At 39.5% G+C, this 18,518-nt stretch carries 18 protein-coding genes; 8 read left to right on the top strand and 10 right to left on the bottom strand.

Annotated features, from left to right (window positions below; all coding sequences use genetic code 11):
- Window positions 1-53: 53 nt before the first annotated feature.
- Both H6G08_RS10195 and H6G08_RS10200 read right to left on the bottom strand, forming a co-directional pair.
- Window positions 54-1,448 carry a hypothetical protein gene (locus H6G08_RS10195; protein ID WP_190541267.1) on the bottom strand — a complete coding sequence of 465 codons (1,395 nt, stop codon included), beginning with the start codon at window positions 1,446-1,448 and terminating at the stop codon, window positions 54-56.
- Window positions 1,449-1,956: 508 nt separating this feature from the next.
- The gene (locus H6G08_RS10200) at window positions 1,957-2,175 is read right to left on the bottom strand and encodes a hypothetical protein (protein ID WP_190541271.1); all 219 of its coding nucleotides are present in this window, start codon (window positions 2,173-2,175) and stop codon (window positions 1,957-1,959) included.
- Window positions 2,176-2,822: 647 nt separating this feature from the next.
- On the opposite strand from H6G08_RS10200, the gene uvsE reads away from it, so the two are divergent.
- A complete protein-coding gene (uvsE, locus tag H6G08_RS10205; protein ID WP_190541460.1) occupies window positions 2,823-3,776 on the top strand; it encodes a UV DNA damage repair endonuclease UvsE in 954 nt (317 codons plus the stop codon).
- Between the two features lie 70 nt (window positions 3,777-3,846).
- Entirely contained in the window at window positions 3,847-5,445 is a 1,599-nt protein-coding gene (locus H6G08_RS10210) for an Hsp70 family protein (RefSeq protein ID WP_190541274.1), read from the top strand.
- Between the two features lie 539 nt (window positions 5,446-5,984).
- Here H6G08_RS10210 and H6G08_RS10215 read toward each other — a convergent pair.
- On the bottom strand, window positions 5,985-6,182 hold the full coding sequence (locus tag H6G08_RS10215) for a hypothetical protein (RefSeq protein WP_190541277.1): 198 nt from the start codon (window positions 6,180-6,182) through the stop codon (window positions 5,985-5,987).
- Between the two features lie 110 nt (window positions 6,183-6,292).
- Window positions 6,293-6,493 carry a hypothetical protein gene (locus H6G08_RS10220; protein WP_190541280.1) on the bottom strand — a complete coding sequence of 67 codons (201 nt, stop codon included), beginning with the start codon at window positions 6,491-6,493 and terminating at the stop codon, window positions 6,293-6,295.
- A 364-nt stretch (window positions 6,494-6,857) separates the two neighbouring features.
- Here H6G08_RS10220 and H6G08_RS10225 point away from each other — a divergent pair, with 364 nt between their 5' ends.
- The 3 genes from H6G08_RS10225 to H6G08_RS10235 all read left to right on the top strand — a co-directional run bounded on the left by H6G08_RS10225 (window position 6,858) and on the right by H6G08_RS10235 (window position 10,241).
- Window positions 6,858-7,694: a DUF2382 domain-containing protein gene (locus H6G08_RS10225; RefSeq protein WP_190541284.1), complete on the top strand. Its 837-nt coding sequence runs from the start codon at window positions 6,858-6,860 to the stop codon at window positions 7,692-7,694.
- A 545-nt stretch (window positions 7,695-8,239) separates the two neighbouring features.
- A complete protein-coding gene (locus H6G08_RS10230; RefSeq protein WP_190541287.1) occupies window positions 8,240-9,124 on the top strand; it encodes a DUF2382 domain-containing protein in 885 nt (294 codons plus the stop codon).
- A 202-nt stretch (window positions 9,125-9,326) separates the two neighbouring features.
- Entirely contained in the window at window positions 9,327-10,241 is a 915-nt protein-coding gene (locus tag H6G08_RS10235) for a YsnF/AvaK domain-containing protein (protein WP_190541290.1), read from the top strand.
- 83 nt (window positions 10,242-10,324) lie between these two features.
- On the opposite strand, the gene H6G08_RS10240 is transcribed toward H6G08_RS10235, so the two are convergent.
- Window positions 10,325-11,503, bottom strand: a complete 1,179-nt coding sequence (locus tag H6G08_RS10240) for an MFS transporter (protein WP_190541293.1) — start codon at window positions 11,501-11,503, stop codon at window positions 10,325-10,327.
- Between the two features lie 53 nt (window positions 11,504-11,556).
- On the opposite strand from H6G08_RS10240, the gene H6G08_RS10245 reads away from it, so the two are divergent.
- The gene (locus H6G08_RS10245; protein ID WP_190541295.1) at window positions 11,557-12,489 is read left to right on the top strand and encodes an ion channel; all 933 of its coding nucleotides are present in this window, start codon (window positions 11,557-11,559) and stop codon (window positions 12,487-12,489) included.
- A 3-nt stretch (window positions 12,490-12,492) separates the two neighbouring features.
- Here the strand turns inward: H6G08_RS10245 and H6G08_RS10250 are convergent, their stop codons facing one another.
- Window positions 12,493-12,687, bottom strand: a complete 195-nt coding sequence (locus H6G08_RS10250; protein WP_190541298.1) for a hypothetical protein — start codon at window positions 12,685-12,687, stop codon at window positions 12,493-12,495.
- A 269-nt stretch (window positions 12,688-12,956) separates the two neighbouring features.
- Window positions 12,957-14,171 (bottom strand): HhoA/HhoB/HtrA family serine endopeptidase, encoded by a 1,215-nt coding sequence (locus tag H6G08_RS10255; RefSeq protein WP_190541301.1) that lies wholly within the window; start codon window positions 14,169-14,171, stop codon window positions 12,957-12,959.
- Window positions 14,172-14,597: 426 nt separating this feature from the next.
- Here H6G08_RS10255 and H6G08_RS10260 point away from each other — a divergent pair, with 426 nt between their 5' ends.
- Both H6G08_RS10260 and menH read left to right on the top strand, forming a co-directional pair.
- On the top strand, window positions 14,598-14,993 hold the full coding sequence (locus tag H6G08_RS10260) for a metal-sensing transcriptional repressor (protein ID WP_190541304.1): 396 nt from the start codon (window positions 14,598-14,600) through the stop codon (window positions 14,991-14,993).
- A gap of 87 nt (window positions 14,994-15,080) precedes the next feature.
- Complete coding sequence (menH, locus tag H6G08_RS10265) at window positions 15,081-15,890, top strand: 2-succinyl-6-hydroxy-2,4-cyclohexadiene-1-carboxylate synthase (RefSeq protein ID WP_190541307.1); 810 nt, start codon at window positions 15,081-15,083, stop codon at window positions 15,888-15,890.
- 147 nt (window positions 15,891-16,037) lie between these two features.
- Here menH and H6G08_RS10270 read toward each other — a convergent pair whose 3' ends face one another.
- The 3 genes from H6G08_RS10270 to H6G08_RS10280 form a co-directional block, all read right to left on the bottom strand.
- Window positions 16,038-16,502, bottom strand: a complete 465-nt coding sequence (locus H6G08_RS10270) for an SRPBCC family protein (protein WP_190541310.1) — start codon at window positions 16,500-16,502, stop codon at window positions 16,038-16,040.
- 146 nt (window positions 16,503-16,648) lie between these two features.
- Window positions 16,649-16,837: a CPXCG motif-containing cysteine-rich protein gene (locus H6G08_RS10275; RefSeq protein ID WP_190541313.1), complete on the bottom strand. Its 189-nt coding sequence runs from the start codon at window positions 16,835-16,837 to the stop codon at window positions 16,649-16,651.
- An 11-nt stretch (window positions 16,838-16,848) separates the two neighbouring features.
- Window positions 16,849-18,495, bottom strand: coding sequence for a B12-binding domain-containing radical SAM protein (locus H6G08_RS10280; RefSeq protein WP_190541316.1), 1,647 nt, complete (start codon window positions 18,493-18,495; stop codon window positions 16,849-16,851).
- Window positions 18,496-18,518: the final 23 nt, after the last annotated feature.

Raw genomic sequence — 18,518 nt, forward strand, 5'->3', positions numbered from 1 at the left:
AATTTATGAAAATTACAGCGATAGCCGAATGTTATTTATTTAACAGATACTTGTCAATGCTCTGTTGTTACAGTTTGCCAACTATACCAATGTCTGACTGCTAGCCAAACGGCTGAAAGTAGCCCAGCTAGGCTGAGTGTCAGTCCGCTATATGGTACTAATAATCCCAATACTGGTATGACAGATCCAGCAATTGTACATAGGATCGCAGCTAGAGAAGCACGACGGTTTCCTCCCAATCCCCACATTAAGCTGAGTAAGATGAGGGAAATCATTGTCCAAACTAACACAGGACTAATTAAGCGTCCTAAATAGGTGAGAGTCAATATACAAGCAAAGAATATTCCGGCGGCGATCGCTACATTTTTTAAGCTCATTGGTAGCGATAAATAAAGTAAGATAATCCACCAGATAAATACGGCTGGTGCTAACAATAATAAACGCGGGATAATCCCTGTATTGCGAACTGGTTCAGTGTTGGTAAATACGCCAAAGGGATTTTTTACAGATACATTATCATCAAATATCCAAGTAAATGCAGTGCTACCTTTTTCTGTTTTTTTATTATTAGGGGCAATACCACTAGCAAAATCAACTGGGCTAAAGTCGGCAATTGTAGTTAAGCGAAATTTAGATAGTAACTGTCCAGAAGCATTATAAACCCAACGCGGCCCCCCTTGGGCTTGATAGGTAACTTTTAAGGTTGTTTCTGCACCAGGTTCTAAACGAAAGGGAAAACCATAATCGCCAGGATTTTTTTGTGGTAATTGCGTTCCGTCTCGCTCTACTTTATATCTAGCTAGTAATGAGTAACCATTGGGCGGTGGTGCTTCAAAGAAAAAGCTATTAATATCTGTGAGTGGATTATTTACTTTATATTCCGCAGTGTAATCTACTTTATAAATAGAACTGCGTCCTTTAACATCTACATCTTGATTTAGCTTTACTTGAATTTGCGATCCAGCTAATGTTAAATAGCGATTTACTTGTTGCGTATCGTTAACTTTAACTATTTTATCTTTAACTGTAGTTGTATAACTGTATGGTTCTTTGACTACGTAGCGTATTTGTGGCGCTGTTTGTTCTAGTTTATCGCCAGCAACTGTTTCTGCAACTTGTGCAACTCTGGCTTGTTCCCAATGATGGTAACGATTGCTTAATGTGGAACAGAGAAAAAATCCGGGAATTAACAATATGATAATTAAGGCTAAATGCTGTAGTCCCTTGAGAATTTGTGCGTAATTAATCGCCCATTCATTGAAGAAAACTGTTTGTGCTGTGGGATGTCGGCGTAAGGAGAAACTGATAAGCGCGATCGCTATTCCTAAGGCTATGACTAAAAATACAATTAAGAGCGAACCTTTAAGGGCTTGCGTACCAAATTGTATCAGCTCTTGGGGATGCGTTAAATCGGGTAATCCGGGGATACCTTGAGCAGAAGGATTCATTGATAGTATTTGGATACTTTATATCACCAGACAGATGTATTTGGGTAAAAGTTTCTACTAAATGTGACGATTTATATACGATAAGGGATGTGGTAGGGTTTGTTATTGCTGAGGGTACGTACTTTAATCTTGATGGTGCGTCGGTGCGTTGCGCTGCGCGACAACACACCCTACATTGACTTAATTTGTATTTCCTTGGCGTACTTGGCGTCTTGGCGGTTCATATATTCAAATTACCTGCATCTCAGCAAAGAATTTATATAAATAATTCAATTAAAAATAGGGGTAATTCTACAACCTTTGAGAATTACCCCTATATTGATAAATATAACTGTATTTGCTTGTTGTTTATTCGCCCTAACCGCCATCTTTGATTGACATACCGATGATGGTAAAAAGTGTTCTCTCTCACATAACGCACCTTGTGATTTTTGTGTAAATCAGCCAATAATATTCAGTTCTACCTTTTCTCAAGCACTGAAGTGCTACAGAATTACTAATTAGACAATCAAGCTTTAGATACTGGCTTTAAAAATAGCCAAGCTACAAAAAATGTCGCAGCTGTAAATAGTTGCGTTAAATCTAAAGCTGATAAATAACCATCCGCAAAGGATGCAATACTGCGATCGGTAATTCCAAATACCCAAGATGAAAGGCCAAATAGCCAAATTCCATTCTTAAAGTATCCTAGAGCATCTTTAGAGTCTGATGTCTTTTGCTCTTCCATGTTCTTCTACTCCGTTGGTGAAGAATTTGTGGTTTCACCTGAACGGTGAATCTATATTTATATTAATAAATATTTCAGGCTATTGACTAAACTGTCAAAAGATACATATCCAATCTTTGACATTCCTCCTCATGGCGTTTTTATGGCGGAAATGGGGTAAATACTTGAGTCGTCAGGCTTGTCAAGGCTGGAAGGGTGTAAAATTATTACAATATCTATACAATAGCTATATAAAAATTTAAATTTCTTGATAAAACATGCCTCAACAGATAGATGTGTCAGAGAAAAAATTAACGATGCAGCAAGTACACAAAATATAGATAGCTGTTGTGTACTATCTTCATCTCTCAAATTTCAGATAAATGTAGGTTGGGTTGAACGAAGTGAAACCCAACAAATCGCCGAAAATGTTGGGTTTCGTTCCTCAAACGCCACTTGCTTCAAGCCGGGAAACCCGTCCAACGCAGTGGCTCCCCAACCTACGCGGTTTCAAGTTTTTGACGCTAACTGAAAGGTATTGAGATATAAATAGCTGTTGCTTGCTGTCTTCATCTCTCAAATTCCAGAGTTCTGTCTTTAGATACTGAGCGCCTGAAGACAGAACTTAGTTAAATCAAAGAAGCGCCAAGATTTGAGCAATGACATCAATGACTGCAATCCAGTACCAAAATTTACCGCATTTTTCCCAAGCACAAGGTTTTGTACCAGAGTTAGGGCTGGTTTGCATTACCTTTGATAAACAAGTGCGGTTTCGGACGATGACGCGCACGCGCTATTTAAAACTGACAAAGGAAGAACAAAAAAACGCGCTGAGAGAACTGTATCAAAATAATTTGCAGCGCTTGCATGATGCATTATCTTTTTGCGAGAGTAATAATATCCGTTTGTATCGCATGTCTTCGGCGTTGTTTCCTCTTAGCGATATGGAAGATGAAATTGGCGCGCAGATTTTAGAAGAAATGAGCGCTGATTTAGGCAAAATTGGCGATCGCGCACAATCTTTAAATATTCGCATGGTGCTGCATCCCGATCAATTTGTGGTGCTGAGTTCTGATTCACCGCAAGTCTTACAAACCAGTATCAAAATTTTAGAACGACATGCCCGCACGTTAGATTTATTAAACTTACCGCGATCGCCTTTTTCGTTGATGAATATTCATGGCGGTAAATCGCAACGGATAGAACAACTGGTAAAGGTAATCTCGGAATTACCAGAAGCCATTAAAAGCCGCCTTACCTTTGAAAATGACGAATACGCCTACAGCGCTAGGGAGATTTTAACAGTTTGTCAGCAAGCTGGCGTACCAATGGTTTTTGATGCGCATCATCATGTTTGTCACGAAAATCTCGATAGTTACGACGATCCTAGCGTGGCGGAGATGTTTTACGCTGCTAGAGAAACCTGGGAAAATCCAGATTGGCAATTAGTCCATATTTCCAACGGTGAAACAGCTTTTAGAGATAGAAAGCACAGCGATATGATATCCGCTATGCCTACTGTTTATTATCAAGCACCTTGGATCGAAGTAGAAGCCAAACACAAAGAAGCAGCGATCGCGAATTTGCGCTCATGGTGGCTAATAGAGAATAATCTCAAATGAGTAGTTTGTTCACAGGACAGTTTCACCGGGAATTGTCCTGGTCTTGGCGCGAAGTAATAATATATAAAATATGGCGATCGCAATCGATTTTGGTACTAGCAACACAGTCATTGCTCGTTGGAACCCAGTCACCCAGCAGCCAGAAACCCTTAGTCTCCCTGGTTTATCAATACAACAAAGTCTCAATCCGCCCTTAATTCCCAGCTTGGTGTATGTGGAAGACGCCAGCCAAGGTAAAGTATTAGTAGGGCAACAAGTACGCGATCGCGGTTTTGACTTAAAAGGCGAATCGCGTTTTTTCCGCAGTTTTAAACGTGGTATTGGTGCAGATATTCAAGGTTTCTTACCGGAATTAGACGGAGAAATCGTCACCTTTGAAAAAGTCGGTAACTGGTTTCTCAATCAGGTAATTGCAGAATTAGCACCTTTACAAGGCGGTTTAGATTCTCTAGTTTTAACCGTACCTGTAGATAGTTTTGAAACTTACCGTCACTGGTTAGGGCAAGTTTGTCAAGCCCTTCCTGTAGAACAAGTGCGGATGATCGATGAACCGACAGCCGCAGCTTTAGGTTATGGTTTAGGCGATAAAGACATTCTCTTAGTCATTGATTTTGGCGGCGGTACTTTAGATTTATCTTTGGTAAGGTTGGATCGTAGCGCCCAAGCTAATACTAAGCCAGTGGGATTTTTATTGAAGTGGGGTAATAAATCCTTAGCGGAAGATTCCAAGCAAAAAGTCAAAACCGCCCGCGTACTTGCAAAAGCCGGACAAAATTTAGGCGGAACGGATATTGATACTTGGATTGTCGATTATTTCGCCAAAACGCAAGATTTAGCCGTAAGTCCTTTAACTACCAGACTAGCAGAACGAGTCAAAATTCAACTGTCAACGCAAACCCAAGCCAGTGAAGTGTATTTTGACGATGAAAGTTTTGAAAGTTACGAACTCGAACTTAATCGCGAGACTTTAGAAACTATTCTCAGAGAACATGCATTTTTTGACAGACTTGATGAGTCGATGACGAGTCTGTTACAGCAAGCGAGAAGACAGGGAATTGAACTGGCTGATATTAACGCCGTGTTGTTAGTTGGCGGTACAGTGCAGTTACCTGCGGTGCAGACATGGGTAAAACAATATTTTGACACCGAGAAAATTCGCTGCGAACGTCCCTTTGAAGCGATCGCCCAAGGTGCATTACAAATTACCCAGGGAATCGAAATCAAAGACTTTCTTTATCATAGCTATGGCGTGCGCTACTGGGATAGACGCAATCAACGCCACAGTTGGCATCCGATTATTAAAGCCGGACAAGCTTATCCCATGAGCCAACCAGTAGAATTAGTTTTAGGCGCATCCTTAGAAAATCAGCCCAGCATCGAGTTAATCATGGGCGAATTAGGTGCAGAAACAGGCGGTACAGAAGTTTATTTCGATGGCGATCGCTTAATTACCCGGCGTCTCGATACTGGCGCAACTAGCGTCAAACCCTTGAACGATAAAGAAGGTGCGCGAAGCATCGCCCAACTATCACCCCCAGGATTTCCCGGAAGCGATCGCATTAAAATTCAATTTCAAGTTGACGAACAACGCTTTCTGCGGATCACCGTTGAAGACTTATTAACCAACGACACCGTATTAGAAAATCAACTTGTCGCTCAATTGAGTTAAGGTTGACGGTTGACGGTTGACGGTTGACTGTGAACTGATGTTTGGGGGTTTCCTTTGCGATGTCTACGCATCACCTTACATTGTTAATGTAACACCTTACATTGTTAATGTAACGCCTTACATTGTTAATGCATCGCCTTACATTGTTAATGTAACGCCTTACATTGTTAATGCATCGCCTTACATTGTTAATGTAACGCCTTACATTGTTAATGCATCGCCTTACATTGTTAATGTAACGCCTTACATTGTTAATGCATCGCCTTACATTGTTAATGTAACGCCTAAAAACAACAATGTAACAAATACACCCTGTAGGGGCGGGGTTTCCCCGCCCATTCGCCCCCATTCCCCGCCCATTAACCGCCCATTCCCTTATTGCTAATCTGCAACCAGATGATGTGAAAATTTGGAAATTGATCAACCCTAGAAGCGATTAGGTACATCCACTCCACATACATCTGGTTGATTTACAACTACTTCATCGCCACGGCTTACCCCCGCATCTAGATTACAAAGGGGGTAGGAAAGATGTATTCTTAGTTATCGCTTAAAGATGCTTCAACTTGTACTAGAGGTAATTCAAGCGATCGCGTTACCTCCGGCGAAACTGTATTTACAGCATTCTCAGCTAACCAGGAATTACCTTCCAACCAAGGCGTCGCCAAAGTCGCTTCCGCAATCAGCAGCACCGACGCAATCATGAAGATGAGCGTAAACAACACAGTTTTCCACATACAAACTTTGCCATTTTGATGAGTGAGGTTTTATCTTTACTCTAAACCAACTATTAATTAAATCAAAAACTGGAAATAAATCATCATAACTTTGGTAGTCTACACAACTCTTATTTAATTTTTCGCAAACAAGCCAATATTATTTCATCATTTCTTCTTATACTCTTATCCCCATTTGATTTATATAAAGCTAAATTTGTATTCCATTTACCAAACAATCCACAGCCAGTTGATTTAAAAATTACAGTTATAAAGTTGATAAAAATCTTTACACTATTTTCATCTTGCCACTTTCTGCTAAAGTCTCTCATGGGTGCATCCAAGTTTTTAAAACGCCCGCAGGCTGGAAGCCTGGGGCTATAAAGACGAAGCCTGCGGAGGCAGGCTTTGTTTGTGTAGCAATACCCTTCTAGGGTATTGATTAAAAAAGTGGGATGCTCCCGTCTCTCATCCTCCAGAAATACTGTTAATTAATAAAATATATTTATATATAACTATAGTTATACATAAATTAAGCATCCCAGATATATAGCTCTATCGTTCTACTTTTTAGTGCTTCAGGATGAAGTAAACACCACAAATCTAACCAATAAATTCAGTCGCCAGCCAGAGGCAAAGAAATTACCTAATTTCTATAGTTATGTATAGATATTTGCAGCTACTTTTATAAAATTTATGCCTCTACATAAACTCGAAGATTTTGAGCCTAACTACCGCGAAGTTTTTGGTGGTGAAGACGTTAAAGCCTTAGAACTCTATACTGAAGGTGGTGTGAGAGTAGGTTCTGTTGCTGATGCCTTAGTTGACGACAATGGACGCTTCCGTTATCTGGTAATTGACACCAGTTGGGATAGTGGTAACAAGAAAATATTACTACCTATCGGTTTAGCACATATTCATTATGCTGAAAACCGAGTTTATGTTGATGGATTGAGCAAAGAACAGGTGACACGTTTACCTGAATATCGCGAAAACCTTGTTGTTAACGAAGATTACGAAAAAAATGTTCGTAATGTTTATCGTTCACCCAACAGCCAACTAGCTAACACACAGGAAACATCAAATTACGTTGCACCTGAATTATATGAATTAAACGCCCAGGATCAACAAACCTTTAAACTATACGAAGAACGATTAATAGCAAATAAAAATCGCGTCAAAGCAGGTGAAGTTTCCGTTGGTAAGCGCATAGAAACAGAAACCGCACAAGTTTCTGTACCCTTACAAAAAGAGCGCGTCGTCATTGAAAGAGTAAATCCCACCTCCGAAACCGTAGTAGATAGCCAAAATGTAGACTTCCAAGAAGGAGAAGTAGCACGCATAGAAGTTTACGAAGAAACACCCGATATTCGTAAAGAAACTTTTGTCCGCGAAGAAGTTCGAGTCACAAAAGTAGTAGATAGTAACACAGTAGAAGCACAAGAAACAATTCGCCGCGAAGAATTAGACATTGATGCTTCCGGAAATCTTGATGTCAACGAAACAAATAAGCCTAGAGATAGAGCTATTTAATTCAATTCTCATTTTGTCTTAGTGCATCTACCAGAAATTGTCATTTCAATAGTGCAGGTAAACTAGATTATTGTTTTTACCTGCACTATTAACTATTGCAATCAAGTTAATTCATTACCTAACAATAACTAAATCTTTAATTACTCGTAGGGTGTGTTGTCGCGCAGCGCAAGGCACCAACAAAAAATTAAAAAATTCAGGTGCGTTAGCCTACGGCATAACACACCCTACTGGCGTGGCAAGGCTAAAATGTTGCAAAAAAAGTAGGTTGGGTTGACGTAAGGAAACCCAACACCAGCATCTATGTTGAGTTTCTGAAATTCATGTTGGGTTTCGCAAAGCCTCAACCCAACCTACATCTAATGCACTATTTTAGTTGTGTCAGTCCACTACTAAATAATTAGCCTTTAGACATCAAGAAAACTCTTAAACAAATATATCTGAAGATTCTATGTAATTCAGTCGAGGGAAAGAGGAATAAAAAATCACATCAAATTAATTTAGATAATAGCGAATGAAAAGTAAAAACTTAAAGGAGAAATAGAATGGCTCTTTACAAATTACAAGATTTTGACCCCAACTATCACGATACTTTCCAAGGCGACGATATTAAAGGTCTTGGTGTATATGCAGAAGGTAGAGATGAAAAAATTGGTACAGTCAGCGACGTTTTAGTAGATGATGAAGGACATTTTCGTTATCTAGTTGTTGACTTAGGCTTCTGGATTTTTGGCAAAAAAGTATTGCTACCCATTGGACGCGCGCGGATTGACTATAATGTTGACCGCGTTTATGCAATTGGTATGACCAGACAACAAGCTGAAGATTTACCAGAATTCAACGAACGCTCCGGTGTTGATTACGATTATGAAGAACGGGTACGTGGTGTATATCGTAGTCCCGTAGATACAACATCTGCTGTTGATACATCACAACCTTTAGATGCTTCTGCGTCTTTAGATACAGGTTATCAACCTAATTACAATCGCGATACCTACAATTACTCTCATGAACCTGCTTTGTACAACATCAATGAGCGCGATAATCAAACTTTGAAATTGTACGAAGAAAGACTAATTGCTAATAAAAAACGTCAAAAAGCTGGTGAAGTAGCAATTGGTAAACGTGTAGAAACTGAAACCGCAAGGGTAGAAGTACCTTTAGAAAGAGAACGTGTAGTGATTGAGCGCGTCACCCCCACAGACGCAGGTCATCGTGCTGCTCCTGGGGAAGCTAATTTCCGCGAAGGTGAAGTAGCTCGCGTAGAAATTTATGAAGAAACTCCTGACATTCGTAAAGAAGCAGTTGTTCGCGAAGAAGTAAGAGTAACAAAAGTTGTCGAGCAAGAAACTTCTGAAGCTCAAGCAACTGTTCGCCGCGAAGAATTAGATGTAGATACTACTGGTGGTCTACCAATTGAAGAACGTTAATCAACATATATCGATTGTTGACTGTTGACCGTTGACTGTTAACTGTTAACAAAATGTTGAGTATTAGGGTGGGTATTCATCTACCGAAATATCAATATGGTAGGTATTGCTCACCTTACATATAACCTTATTTGTGTAAATTATAAAAATCATTTTCTTGAATTAAATTATCCAAAAATTAGTAAAATAAATTTGCCACATCATGAGCCAAACTCTACTAAATAAACCGGAACTAATCAATTCAGTCAATCTGAAACAACGGGTTAATAAACTGCTAAATAATTTGAGTAGTAAAGTAAAAAATTTCGCCGTACTAGATAAAAATGGTAAACTCATAGGCGAAGTCAAAGATTTAACTTTAGATGCTGAGAATCGCCTCAACTTAGTTATCTCTCAAAGAGTAGCTAACAGTCAAGAATTAACAGATAGATATAATTCGTTAAAATTACGCAGCAAAAGAATTCAGAGGATTGACAGTCCTACTCAATCAATTTTTGTGGATTTAGAAAAATCAGAAATAGAAAATCTCCCAGAAAATTTCGCTAGCATTACACAAGGTGGGCAGATCATGTCAGATGGCTTTAATGGACAAGTGGCTCATAACACAGCTATAAATAGTAATCGAGAACAAAATTTAGCGACTACGAATAACTCGGAGATTCAAGAACAAGAGATTATTAAATTATTAGAAGAAAGATTAGTAGTTAACAGTAGCAAACGTAAAATTGGCGATGTCATTGTCCGCAAAGAAATTGAAACGCGGATGGTACAAGTCCCCGTGCGCCGTGAGAAATTAATTGTTGAACAAGTGGGAGAAGAAACTACACAGCTAGCAGAAATTGATTTAGGCGGAGAGGAAATAGCTGGTATTGATTTGGCTCAAGAACAAATACCAGAAATTAACAATTTAGATAATGGTTTAAATAATGGTTTAACTGTTAACGGCTTGTTTAGTTCAGCGAAAATTGCTAGCTTGCTTTTAAATGCGATCGCTCTCGAAAAGCAACCCGGTTGTCAGCAGGTACGAGTCTCAATTGTGGTTGACAACGAGGAATACCGCCAAAAATACCAAGAATGGTTCGATCGCTGTTCTCAAGATAAAGCGCCACAAGCCTAGTCCGGATTTCTCAGTCAACCGTCAACAGTCAACCGTCAACAATTTTTTCAAGTCAGCTAGTTATAGGGTGAGCATTGCTCGCCCTAATTTTTTGGTGTATATATTTGCTGAGTAGCGATCGCTAAAAACAAAACTAAAAATGTCAGCATTCCCGCTAAATATAAAGGATAGCCATAGGTGATCGGGTTTGATTGGTTAACGAGCATCGCTGCAATTACAGGCCCCACACCATTGGCAATGCTTAAATAAGAAGCATTCAATCCTAAAGCCGTTCCCTGTTGTTGAGGTTCAGCATTCAAAGAAATGAGTGCATTTACCATTGGCTGAACCAGAGAATTAAACAGAGAAAATAGGGCGCAGACGGCAACAAAATAAATCAGATTTTGCCAAACAGGCATTAAAATAAACGATAGACTGCGGATAAATAAACCCAAAAATAATATTTTGGCTAAATTAAATTTGCGCGTGAGAATTGATACGCCCCAAGTCTGCATTATCACACCCACTAAGCCAAACCAGAGAAACATCAGCGTCAAAGTTTGACTATTTTGCCCTAACACTTTCAAAAAATATGGTTGAAAAGCGTAGGTAAAAATAGTAAAAGTAGTGCCAATAAAAAAGTTAGTAATTAATAAAATATTGATTTTGGGCATAAACAGACCTTTAATTAAATTACCTAAACCAATATCAAAAATATTATGGGCTTTTTCTGCCTTATTTTTGAGAGTTTCTGGTAATAAGAAAATTGTCATTATCAAAGCGACAAATGCCACTAAACCAGAAACCACAAACCCAGCACCTAAAGAAATCTGCTGCGCTAATAAACTGGTAGCAGGCCCTAAAACAAAGCCTAGCCCTAAAGCTGCGCCATAAATCCCAAAACCTTTAGCACGATTCTCAGGCGTAGTGATATCAGAAATAATCGCTTGAGCTACCGAAACATTCCCGCCTGTAATCCCATCGAGAAAGCGCCCGAAAAAGAGAATCGCGGCTGTTGGCGCTGTACCAGCGATGATATTAGCGATCGCAGTTCCCGCTAAACTAATAATCAATAACGGCTTTCTGCCAAAGCGATCGGAGAGTTTACCAATGACTGGAGTTGCAAAAAACTGTGAGATAGAATAAATCGAAAATAATAAACTAGTTTGCAAATCACTTAATTCAAATTGTTTGCCATAGAGATAGATAATAGGAATTAAAATCGTAAAACTGAGGGAATTAATAAAGGCGATTAAAGCAGTAATCCAAAAATATCGATTCATAAACGATAGATTAGCACCTGGTTGTAATTAGTTAATTCTTGTGGTCTCTTCCAATGAAATTTCGATTGCAGAAACTATTTCGCAAACAAGATTCACATCGACTTCAGCGAGTATACATCAAAATTCGGGACGGACAATTTAATATTGTAGGCTTGGGTGCTTGGTATTCTTACTGGCGCGACCCGTATCATCTTTTGTTGACAATTCCTTGGACGGGCTTTTTGTTGCTAATTGCAGTGGCATATTTGGCGATTAATGCCATATTTGCTGTAGCTTATTTAGCAGGCGGAGACTGTATTGAAAATGCTCGACCTGGTTCTTTTGTAGATGTATTCTTTTTCAGCGTGCAGACGCTAGCCTCGATTGGCTACGGGGCGATGTATCCAAAAACACTGTATGCTAATACAATTGTTACCATTGAAGCGATCGCTGGATTGATGGGTATTGCTCTCATGACAGGATTAGCCTTTGCACGATTCTCTCGTCCTACAGCGCGCGTAGTTTTTAGCCGTGTCGCCGTGATTACACCCCATGAAGGCGAACCAACTTTCATGTTCCGTACAGCCAATCAACGGCGCAACCAAATTATAGAAGCACAGATGCGCGCTTACCTAATGCGCGATGAAGTCACAGCTGAAGGACACAAAATCCGCCGAATTTACGATCTCAAGCTGCGACGGAATCAATCACCCAGCTTTGCATTAACTTGGTTAGCAATACATACCATTGATGAATGTAGCCCTTTGTATGGGATGACACCAGAAAACCTAGCGAAAACACATACCTCTGTGGTGATTTCTCTCAGTGGTATTGATGAAACAGTAGCACAGGTTGTTTATGCCCGTCATACCTACAGCGCTAGTCAAATTCTCTGGAATTACGAGTTTGTGAATATTATGCACGATACAGAAGACGGACATCGCTATATTGATTACGAAGGGTTCCACGATATCTTAGCTCTCGATGCGTTAGAGGAAGAAAGTTAAATTTTAATCAGCCGTCTCAGTATTTACTTCTGGTAATGGTTTAACCACAACCCGACCATTTTCAACCACAGTACAATTTTTGCCTACAGTTTTGCTGTGCTTATCGGCAATATCTTGACATTGCTTGTGATGAGAGATGTTTTGTTCCTGTTGTTGATTGAGGGCAACTACACAACTAGGGCATGGTGTAGAGGACATAGAATTAACAATTCAAAATTCAAAATTCAAAATTCAAAATTCAAAATTCAGAATTCAAAATTAAAGACATTTTCAGTCGGGGATTTAGACCCTCAGTAATTCGCCTAGCATAAGACAAAGGAGTCTTAGAGCCTTAAATGTACGATAATTTGATTTCTATATTTATTATCGCCTGCTTCACAAGTTACGACGAAAAAAAATCAAAATATTAAAACTCCCCTATTTGCTCAACAGGGGAGTTTTAAAGGATATTATAAGCTTCAGCCTAATTAGGAAGCGTTTTGTAATTCAGCAGTGCGGACTGATAGCTGTTGTGTTTGATTACCTCGTTGTACTTTCACCTGCAAAACTTGACCGAGGCGGCTATTTTCCACCACATTTTGCAACTGTTCCGCAGTGGAAACGGCTTGTCCATCAATTTGCACAATTACATCACCGCGACGGATACCCGCAGACGCAGCCGGAGAGTTGGGTATAACTCGCATCACCAAAACTCCGTTAACTTCCGGAAGTTGAATGGATGAGTTAGGGTCTGTATTGTTTTGTTTGGCTAGCTCTGATGTTAAACTTACCATTTGCACGCCTAAATAGGGGTGAGCAACTTTACCATCGCGTTGCAGTTGTGCGGCGATCGCTTTGGCTTTATCAATAGGAATCGCAAATCCAATCCCCATCGCATCAGCACGAATAGCGGTGTTAATCCCAATTACCTCACCTGCGCCATTTAATAAAGGCCCGCCAGAGTTACCAGGGTTAATAGCGGCGTCAGTTTGAATAAATTCTAAGCGTTTATCTGTAATCCCTACTTGAGCGCTAGAACGCTTGAGGGTGCTGACAATCCCCAAGGTAACGGTATTATCAAAACCTAAAGGATTACCAACTGCGATCGCCCAATCTCCCACTTGTACATTACTAGAAGAACCTAAAGGCGCAACTGGTAAATCGTTTCCAGCATTAATCTTAACTACCGCCAAATCTGTAACTTCATCAATACCTTGAACTTTACCATCAAAGGTGCGACCATCTTTAAGTCTCACCGTCACGCGATCGGCTTTATCAACTACGTGAGCATTCGTAAGTACTAAGCCACTCTTGTCAAGAATAAAACCAGATCCAAGACCGCGCAATTGCTCTCTAGATGGTTGTTGAGGGAAACTATCACCGAAAAATTGGCGGAAAAAGGGGTCTTCAAAAAACGGATCGTTGCGACGAGTAATAGTGCGCTCTGTATCAATCCTTACTACTGCTGGCCCCACACGATTGACAGCTGCTGTGACAAAGCTGCTGCTACCAATCGCTGCTGTAGCTGGTGATTGACGTTGCGCCAATAATTCTCGTGGATTTTCTGTTGTCGGCTTTGGTGCTGGTTCAGCTTCCGAAGGTAATACTCGCAGAGTACTAAAACTTAAGACAACTCCTAGAAATATGGCTAAAACATAGGAACTTAGTTGACGTATAGACAGGCGGAGTTTGGCAAATCTCATAATCACAACCTAAATCTAGAAGCGTATTTGTTACTTAGTCGTGACAAATCTATTTAAACTTATTTTTACAGAATTTATGAGGGACTAGGGGCTAGAGGCTAGGGACTAGAGAATAGGTAATAGATATATTCTTATCTCTTGTCTTTGTGCCAACACCTAATTCTCAATTCTTAAATTGGACGTAGCAGCAACTACCCATAATCAAATTAATTGTATATTTAGCTCAAAAGCTATTATGGACATTCCCCATAGCCAGGTTCGGATTTCACGCCACAATTAATATTAGTCATTGGTCAGAGACGCGATTAATCGCGTCTGTACAATTGTTAGTTGCTATTTTTTCCCTTGTCTCCCTTGTCCCCCATCTCCCCATTCTCCCTTCCCTTCTAGGCTAGTATCTTAGTTAGACCAACATTCTCATAACCCATGAATGGATTAAACAAATCACCGAAAAAATCCTTGACTACCTCCCAACCAGGGGAACATTCCCACCATCACAGCGCAGATAGCGAACATCTTCATTCTGAACATGAAGACTCAACTCATCCTCACGTTCATAGCGAAGAGTCTTTACGGCGGATTGTGAATCGGTTATCGCGTATAGAAGGACACATTCGCGGGATTAAGACAATGGTACAGCAGAATAGCCCTTGTCCTGATGTGTTATTGCAAATCGCCGCAGTCAGAGGTGCATTGGATCGGGTAGCGCGAATTGTCTTAGATGAACATCTAACTGAGTGTATTGCCAGAGCTGCAAAAGAAGGTAATATTGATACGGAAATTGAACAACTCAAAGCAGCTTTAGATCGGTTTTTGCCTTAGAAAATATTGGTATATTTTCAAAATCACACATTTATACTACATCTCTGGTAATTTATACTTATCAGGGTTATTGAGTATGCATAAAAAATGTCTTTAGCGAACTATCAATTTAACTACTCTTTAATTAAGAACGCCAATCAGCCAGTAATTTTGTTTTTACATGGCTTTATGGGTAAAATTGATGAATTTGATGAAGCGATCGCACTTTTATCTGGTGAGTATTCTTATTTAACCATTGACCTGCCTGGACATGGTCAAACTCAAGTGTTGGGTAGTGATGAATGCTATACAATGCCATACACTGCTCAAGCTTTAATTAATTTATTAGATGAATTACAAATTAAGACTTGCTTTTTAGTTGGTTATTCAATGGGTGGAAGATTAGCTTTATATCTCACCTTAAATTTCCCCGAACGTTTTTCTAAAATTGTATTAGAATCTGCTTGTCCCGGATTACCAACAGAAGCAGAAAGATTAGCACGCATTCAACAAGATTATCAAATTGGTAGAAAGTTAATCAGAAGTTTGGAACCAGAGGATTTTGCAGAGTTTTTAGCAAATTGGTATAGTCAACCAATCTTTGGTGATATCAAAAATCATCCTAAATATGAATTAATGCTCGAAAGTCGCTTGCAAAATTATCCTTTAGAATTGGATAAATCTCTACGCTTTATGGGTACTGGATATCAACCTTCTTTGTGGGATAAACTGAATAATCTTCAAAATCCTTTGCTGTTACTCGTTGGGGATTTAGATAAAAAATTTATCGATATCAATCAAAAAATGGCTGCAATTTGTCCATCTGCTGATTTGAGAATAATTCCCAACTCTGGACATAATATTCATTTTGAAAATACCAGCGAATTTGTCAAAAATGTGAAAATGTTTTTAGGATAAATTGCAATATTTTCTCAATATCTAATATATTCTAGAGGGCATGGCAGTGCCAGTGCCCCTACAATATATCCTATTATTTATGCAAATTGGTATAACAAATAACCAATGACAAATGACAAATGACAACCTCGTGAAAAAATCCACAACTCAACGCGGATGATTAGAAATATTTTCGCACTCTCTTTTTGTTACATAATGACGATAGCGAAACATTGCTTCGAGTTGTGCTTGAACTAACCAACCACTGAATAATTCTAATCCTTGTCCACCAGGCATAGCAAAAGAAATGTCATCAGTTAACCGAGTTTTACCATTTTCATCGACAAATTCATGTCTGTGTATCCAACTTTCAAAAGGCCCTGATATTTGTTCATCAACAAATAGGTGATTTTTTTCACATTGAGTATGACGCGCTAACCAAGTCAAGGGTAAAGGTCCGAGAAAAAGACGAAATTCTGTAATAGCACCTATCTCTAGTCCTCCTTCTCGACGCACAACTTGTACTGGTTGCCAAGGTGGAGTTAGCATTTGTAAAATATCTGTTCTTTCGTGAAATCTCCACACTACGTCTGGTGGTGCATTAATCACAGAGGTATGTTTAAAGTGCAGCATGGAAACAGAAACCTAAAATTCAACAAATAATTACTAATTCGTAATTCGTAATTCATAATTCGTAATTACAAACTGATAGCATCCCAACGTTATATTAAGTCACAACTTGATAATTGGTGTAGTTGCTATTAAGTATTTACGAATTGTTAAGCTTCGGGTTCGCTGTCAATTTCAATATCCAAAGTATCTTCATCAATTCGCACATACAAAATATTTGGGTTACAGCAAACTTGACAATCTTCTACATAAGATTGTTGTCCGCCAGCGCTAAAATCTACAAAGGTTAAGTTTGGTTCACCGCAATAAGCGCAGTAATACTCAGATGTTGTTTGCATTAATCTGTAAGCTAGGAATTTAATGGCTGAAGTTCTTTTGGCGATGAGTCAAAATAGCTTTTAGCTTCAGCCAAGTGTTTCAGTAGTGTAGACTGTGGTAGCGGCCCTTGCAAGTGATTCCAAGGTAAAATTTGCTCGGTTGACCAATTGGCATGGACATAAAAATCTAAGTCGGGAATTTGTCCTTTTAGCTGCTTAAAAGCGCGTTTGTAACTGCCTAAAGAATCGCCAAAGTCACGGGTAAGTTCTAGTAAGTGGGAGAGTCTGCGATCGCCTCTCGATAACAAAGCTTGGATAATAGACCAATTATAGCTTTCCGGGCGAAATTCTATACCCTGGGGTTTTAGCTGTTTTTGTAACATCTGCAACCGCTTCTCTGATTGTTTATTGACGCCAAACCATTGAAAAGGGGTATGGGATTTGGGTACAAAGGTGCTACATCCTAGTGTTAACCGCAATCCTGGCGCAGCTTTTTTAACATTGCGCATCATAGATACAGTTTGTTCTAAATCTTCCGCTTCCTCACCCGGTATTCCTACCATCCCGTAGAGTTTCAAACTCGTCAAACCACCAGCTTTAGCGTTGATTGCGGCTTGAATGATTTCGTCGTTATGCAACTTTTTGTTGATGATGCGGCGTAATTTTTCCGAACCACTTTCTACAGCAATGGTAAGCGATCGCGTGTCTCGTTTGGCTAAAGTTTGCGCTAACTGCACGGTAACTGTATTGGTACGTACTGAAGCAATACTTAACCGCACATCATCATATTCAGGTTGACTGATATAATCCAGCAACGTCTCAAACTCTGGGTGCTGAGTCACAGAAGCCCCTAATAAACCTAACCGCTTGGTAACTTGTAAACCTCTCTCAATGGCTGGAATTAACGAACCTTCCAAACTCGCAGTTCTAAATGGTAAAGTAAGATAACTCGCTAAACAAAAGCGGCACATTTCTGGACAACTGCGTACCACTTCCACCATATAAATATTTTCCCATGCAGCTTTTTCTGTCACCACAGTTGAAGCTGAGAGAATATTTCCCCGATAAGTTTGCTTTTGTACTATAGCGGGAATTTCCCCAGATATGGGATTAATTGACTTTACCGCACCATCTTGGCTGTGATATTCCACCGCATACAAACTCGGAACATAAATCCCTGGTACTTGCGCAAGTGCTTGAAGCTGAGTTTGGCGAGAAGCTTGTCTGACTTCCTTGTAAGCTGCGATAAAATCTCCTAGCAGATTTTCCCCATCACCTAATAAAATCACATCAAAAAAATCTGCAAAAGGTTCAGGATTTGCAGTCAAAACTGGCCCCCCACCAAAAACTAGTGGATGCTTATCTTCTCGCAAAGATGCGCGAATCGGAACTTCTAAAAATTCCAGTAAATTTAAAATATTGACATAATCTAATTCCCAAGAAATCGAAAATCCCACAATTTCCGAATTTCTCGGAAGTTGTTCGTGAATATCAGTAAACAAGCGACTAACTTGTACATCATCACGCATCGCCAAATTTGCCCATACTACCTGATATCCCAAGCTAGTAATTCCCACACTATACTCATTAGGAAAGGCGAAAATGAGCGGAATAGCATCGGTATTGGGAGTAGCGGGATTAAATAAGAGACGTTCAGCCGAAAATTTATCAATAGTCATTTGTTATTTGTTCTTTGTTATTT

This window comes from Calothrix anomala FACHB-343 (assembly GCF_014696435.1).
GTDB lineage: Bacteria > Cyanobacteriota > Cyanobacteriia > Cyanobacteriales > Nostocaceae > Aulosira > Aulosira anomala_A.

Coding starts and splice junctions, on each gene's coding strand:
- H6G08_RS10195 (WP_190541267.1), bottom strand. CDS start 1,448: ATGAATCCTTCTGCTCAAGGTATCCCCGGATTACCCGATTTAACGCAT.
- H6G08_RS10200 (WP_190541271.1), bottom strand. CDS start 2,175: ATGGAAGAGCAAAAGACATCAGACTCTAAAGATGCTCTAGGATACTTT.
- uvsE (WP_190541460.1), top strand. CDS start 2,823: ATGACTGCAATCCAGTACCAAAATTTACCGCATTTTTCCCAAGCACAA.
- H6G08_RS10210 (WP_190541274.1), top strand. CDS start 3,847: ATGGCGATCGCAATCGATTTTGGTACTAGCAACACAGTCATTGCTCGT.
- H6G08_RS10215 (WP_190541277.1), bottom strand. CDS start 6,182: ATGTGGAAAACTGTGTTGTTTACGCTCATCTTCATGATTGCGTCGGTG.
- H6G08_RS10220 (WP_190541280.1), bottom strand. CDS start 6,493: ATGAGAGACTTTAGCAGAAAGTGGCAAGATGAAAATAGTGTAAAGATT.
- H6G08_RS10225 (WP_190541284.1), top strand. CDS start 6,858: ATGCCTCTACATAAACTCGAAGATTTTGAGCCTAACTACCGCGAAGTT.
- H6G08_RS10230 (WP_190541287.1), top strand. CDS start 8,240: ATGGCTCTTTACAAATTACAAGATTTTGACCCCAACTATCACGATACT.
- H6G08_RS10235 (WP_190541290.1), top strand. CDS start 9,327: ATGAGCCAAACTCTACTAAATAAACCGGAACTAATCAATTCAGTCAAT.
- H6G08_RS10240 (WP_190541293.1), bottom strand. CDS start 11,503: ATGAATCGATATTTTTGGATTACTGCTTTAATCGCCTTTATTAATTCC.
- H6G08_RS10245 (WP_190541295.1), top strand. CDS start 11,557: ATGAAATTTCGATTGCAGAAACTATTTCGCAAACAAGATTCACATCGA.
- H6G08_RS10250 (WP_190541298.1), bottom strand. CDS start 12,687: ATGTCCTCTACACCATGCCCTAGTTGTGTAGTTGCCCTCAATCAACAA.
- H6G08_RS10255 (WP_190541301.1), bottom strand. CDS start 14,171: ATGAGATTTGCCAAACTCCGCCTGTCTATACGTCAACTAAGTTCCTAT.
- H6G08_RS10260 (WP_190541304.1), top strand. CDS start 14,598: ATGAATGGATTAAACAAATCACCGAAAAAATCCTTGACTACCTCCCAA.
- menH (WP_190541307.1), top strand. CDS start 15,081: ATGTCTTTAGCGAACTATCAATTTAACTACTCTTTAATTAAGAACGCC.
- H6G08_RS10270 (WP_190541310.1), bottom strand. CDS start 16,502: ATGCTGCACTTTAAACATACCTCTGTGATTAATGCACCACCAGACGTA.
- H6G08_RS10275 (WP_190541313.1), bottom strand. CDS start 16,837: ATGCAAACAACATCTGAGTATTACTGCGCTTATTGCGGTGAACCAAAC.
- H6G08_RS10280 (WP_190541316.1), bottom strand. CDS start 18,495: ATGACTATTGATAAATTTTCGGCTGAACGTCTCTTATTTAATCCCGCT.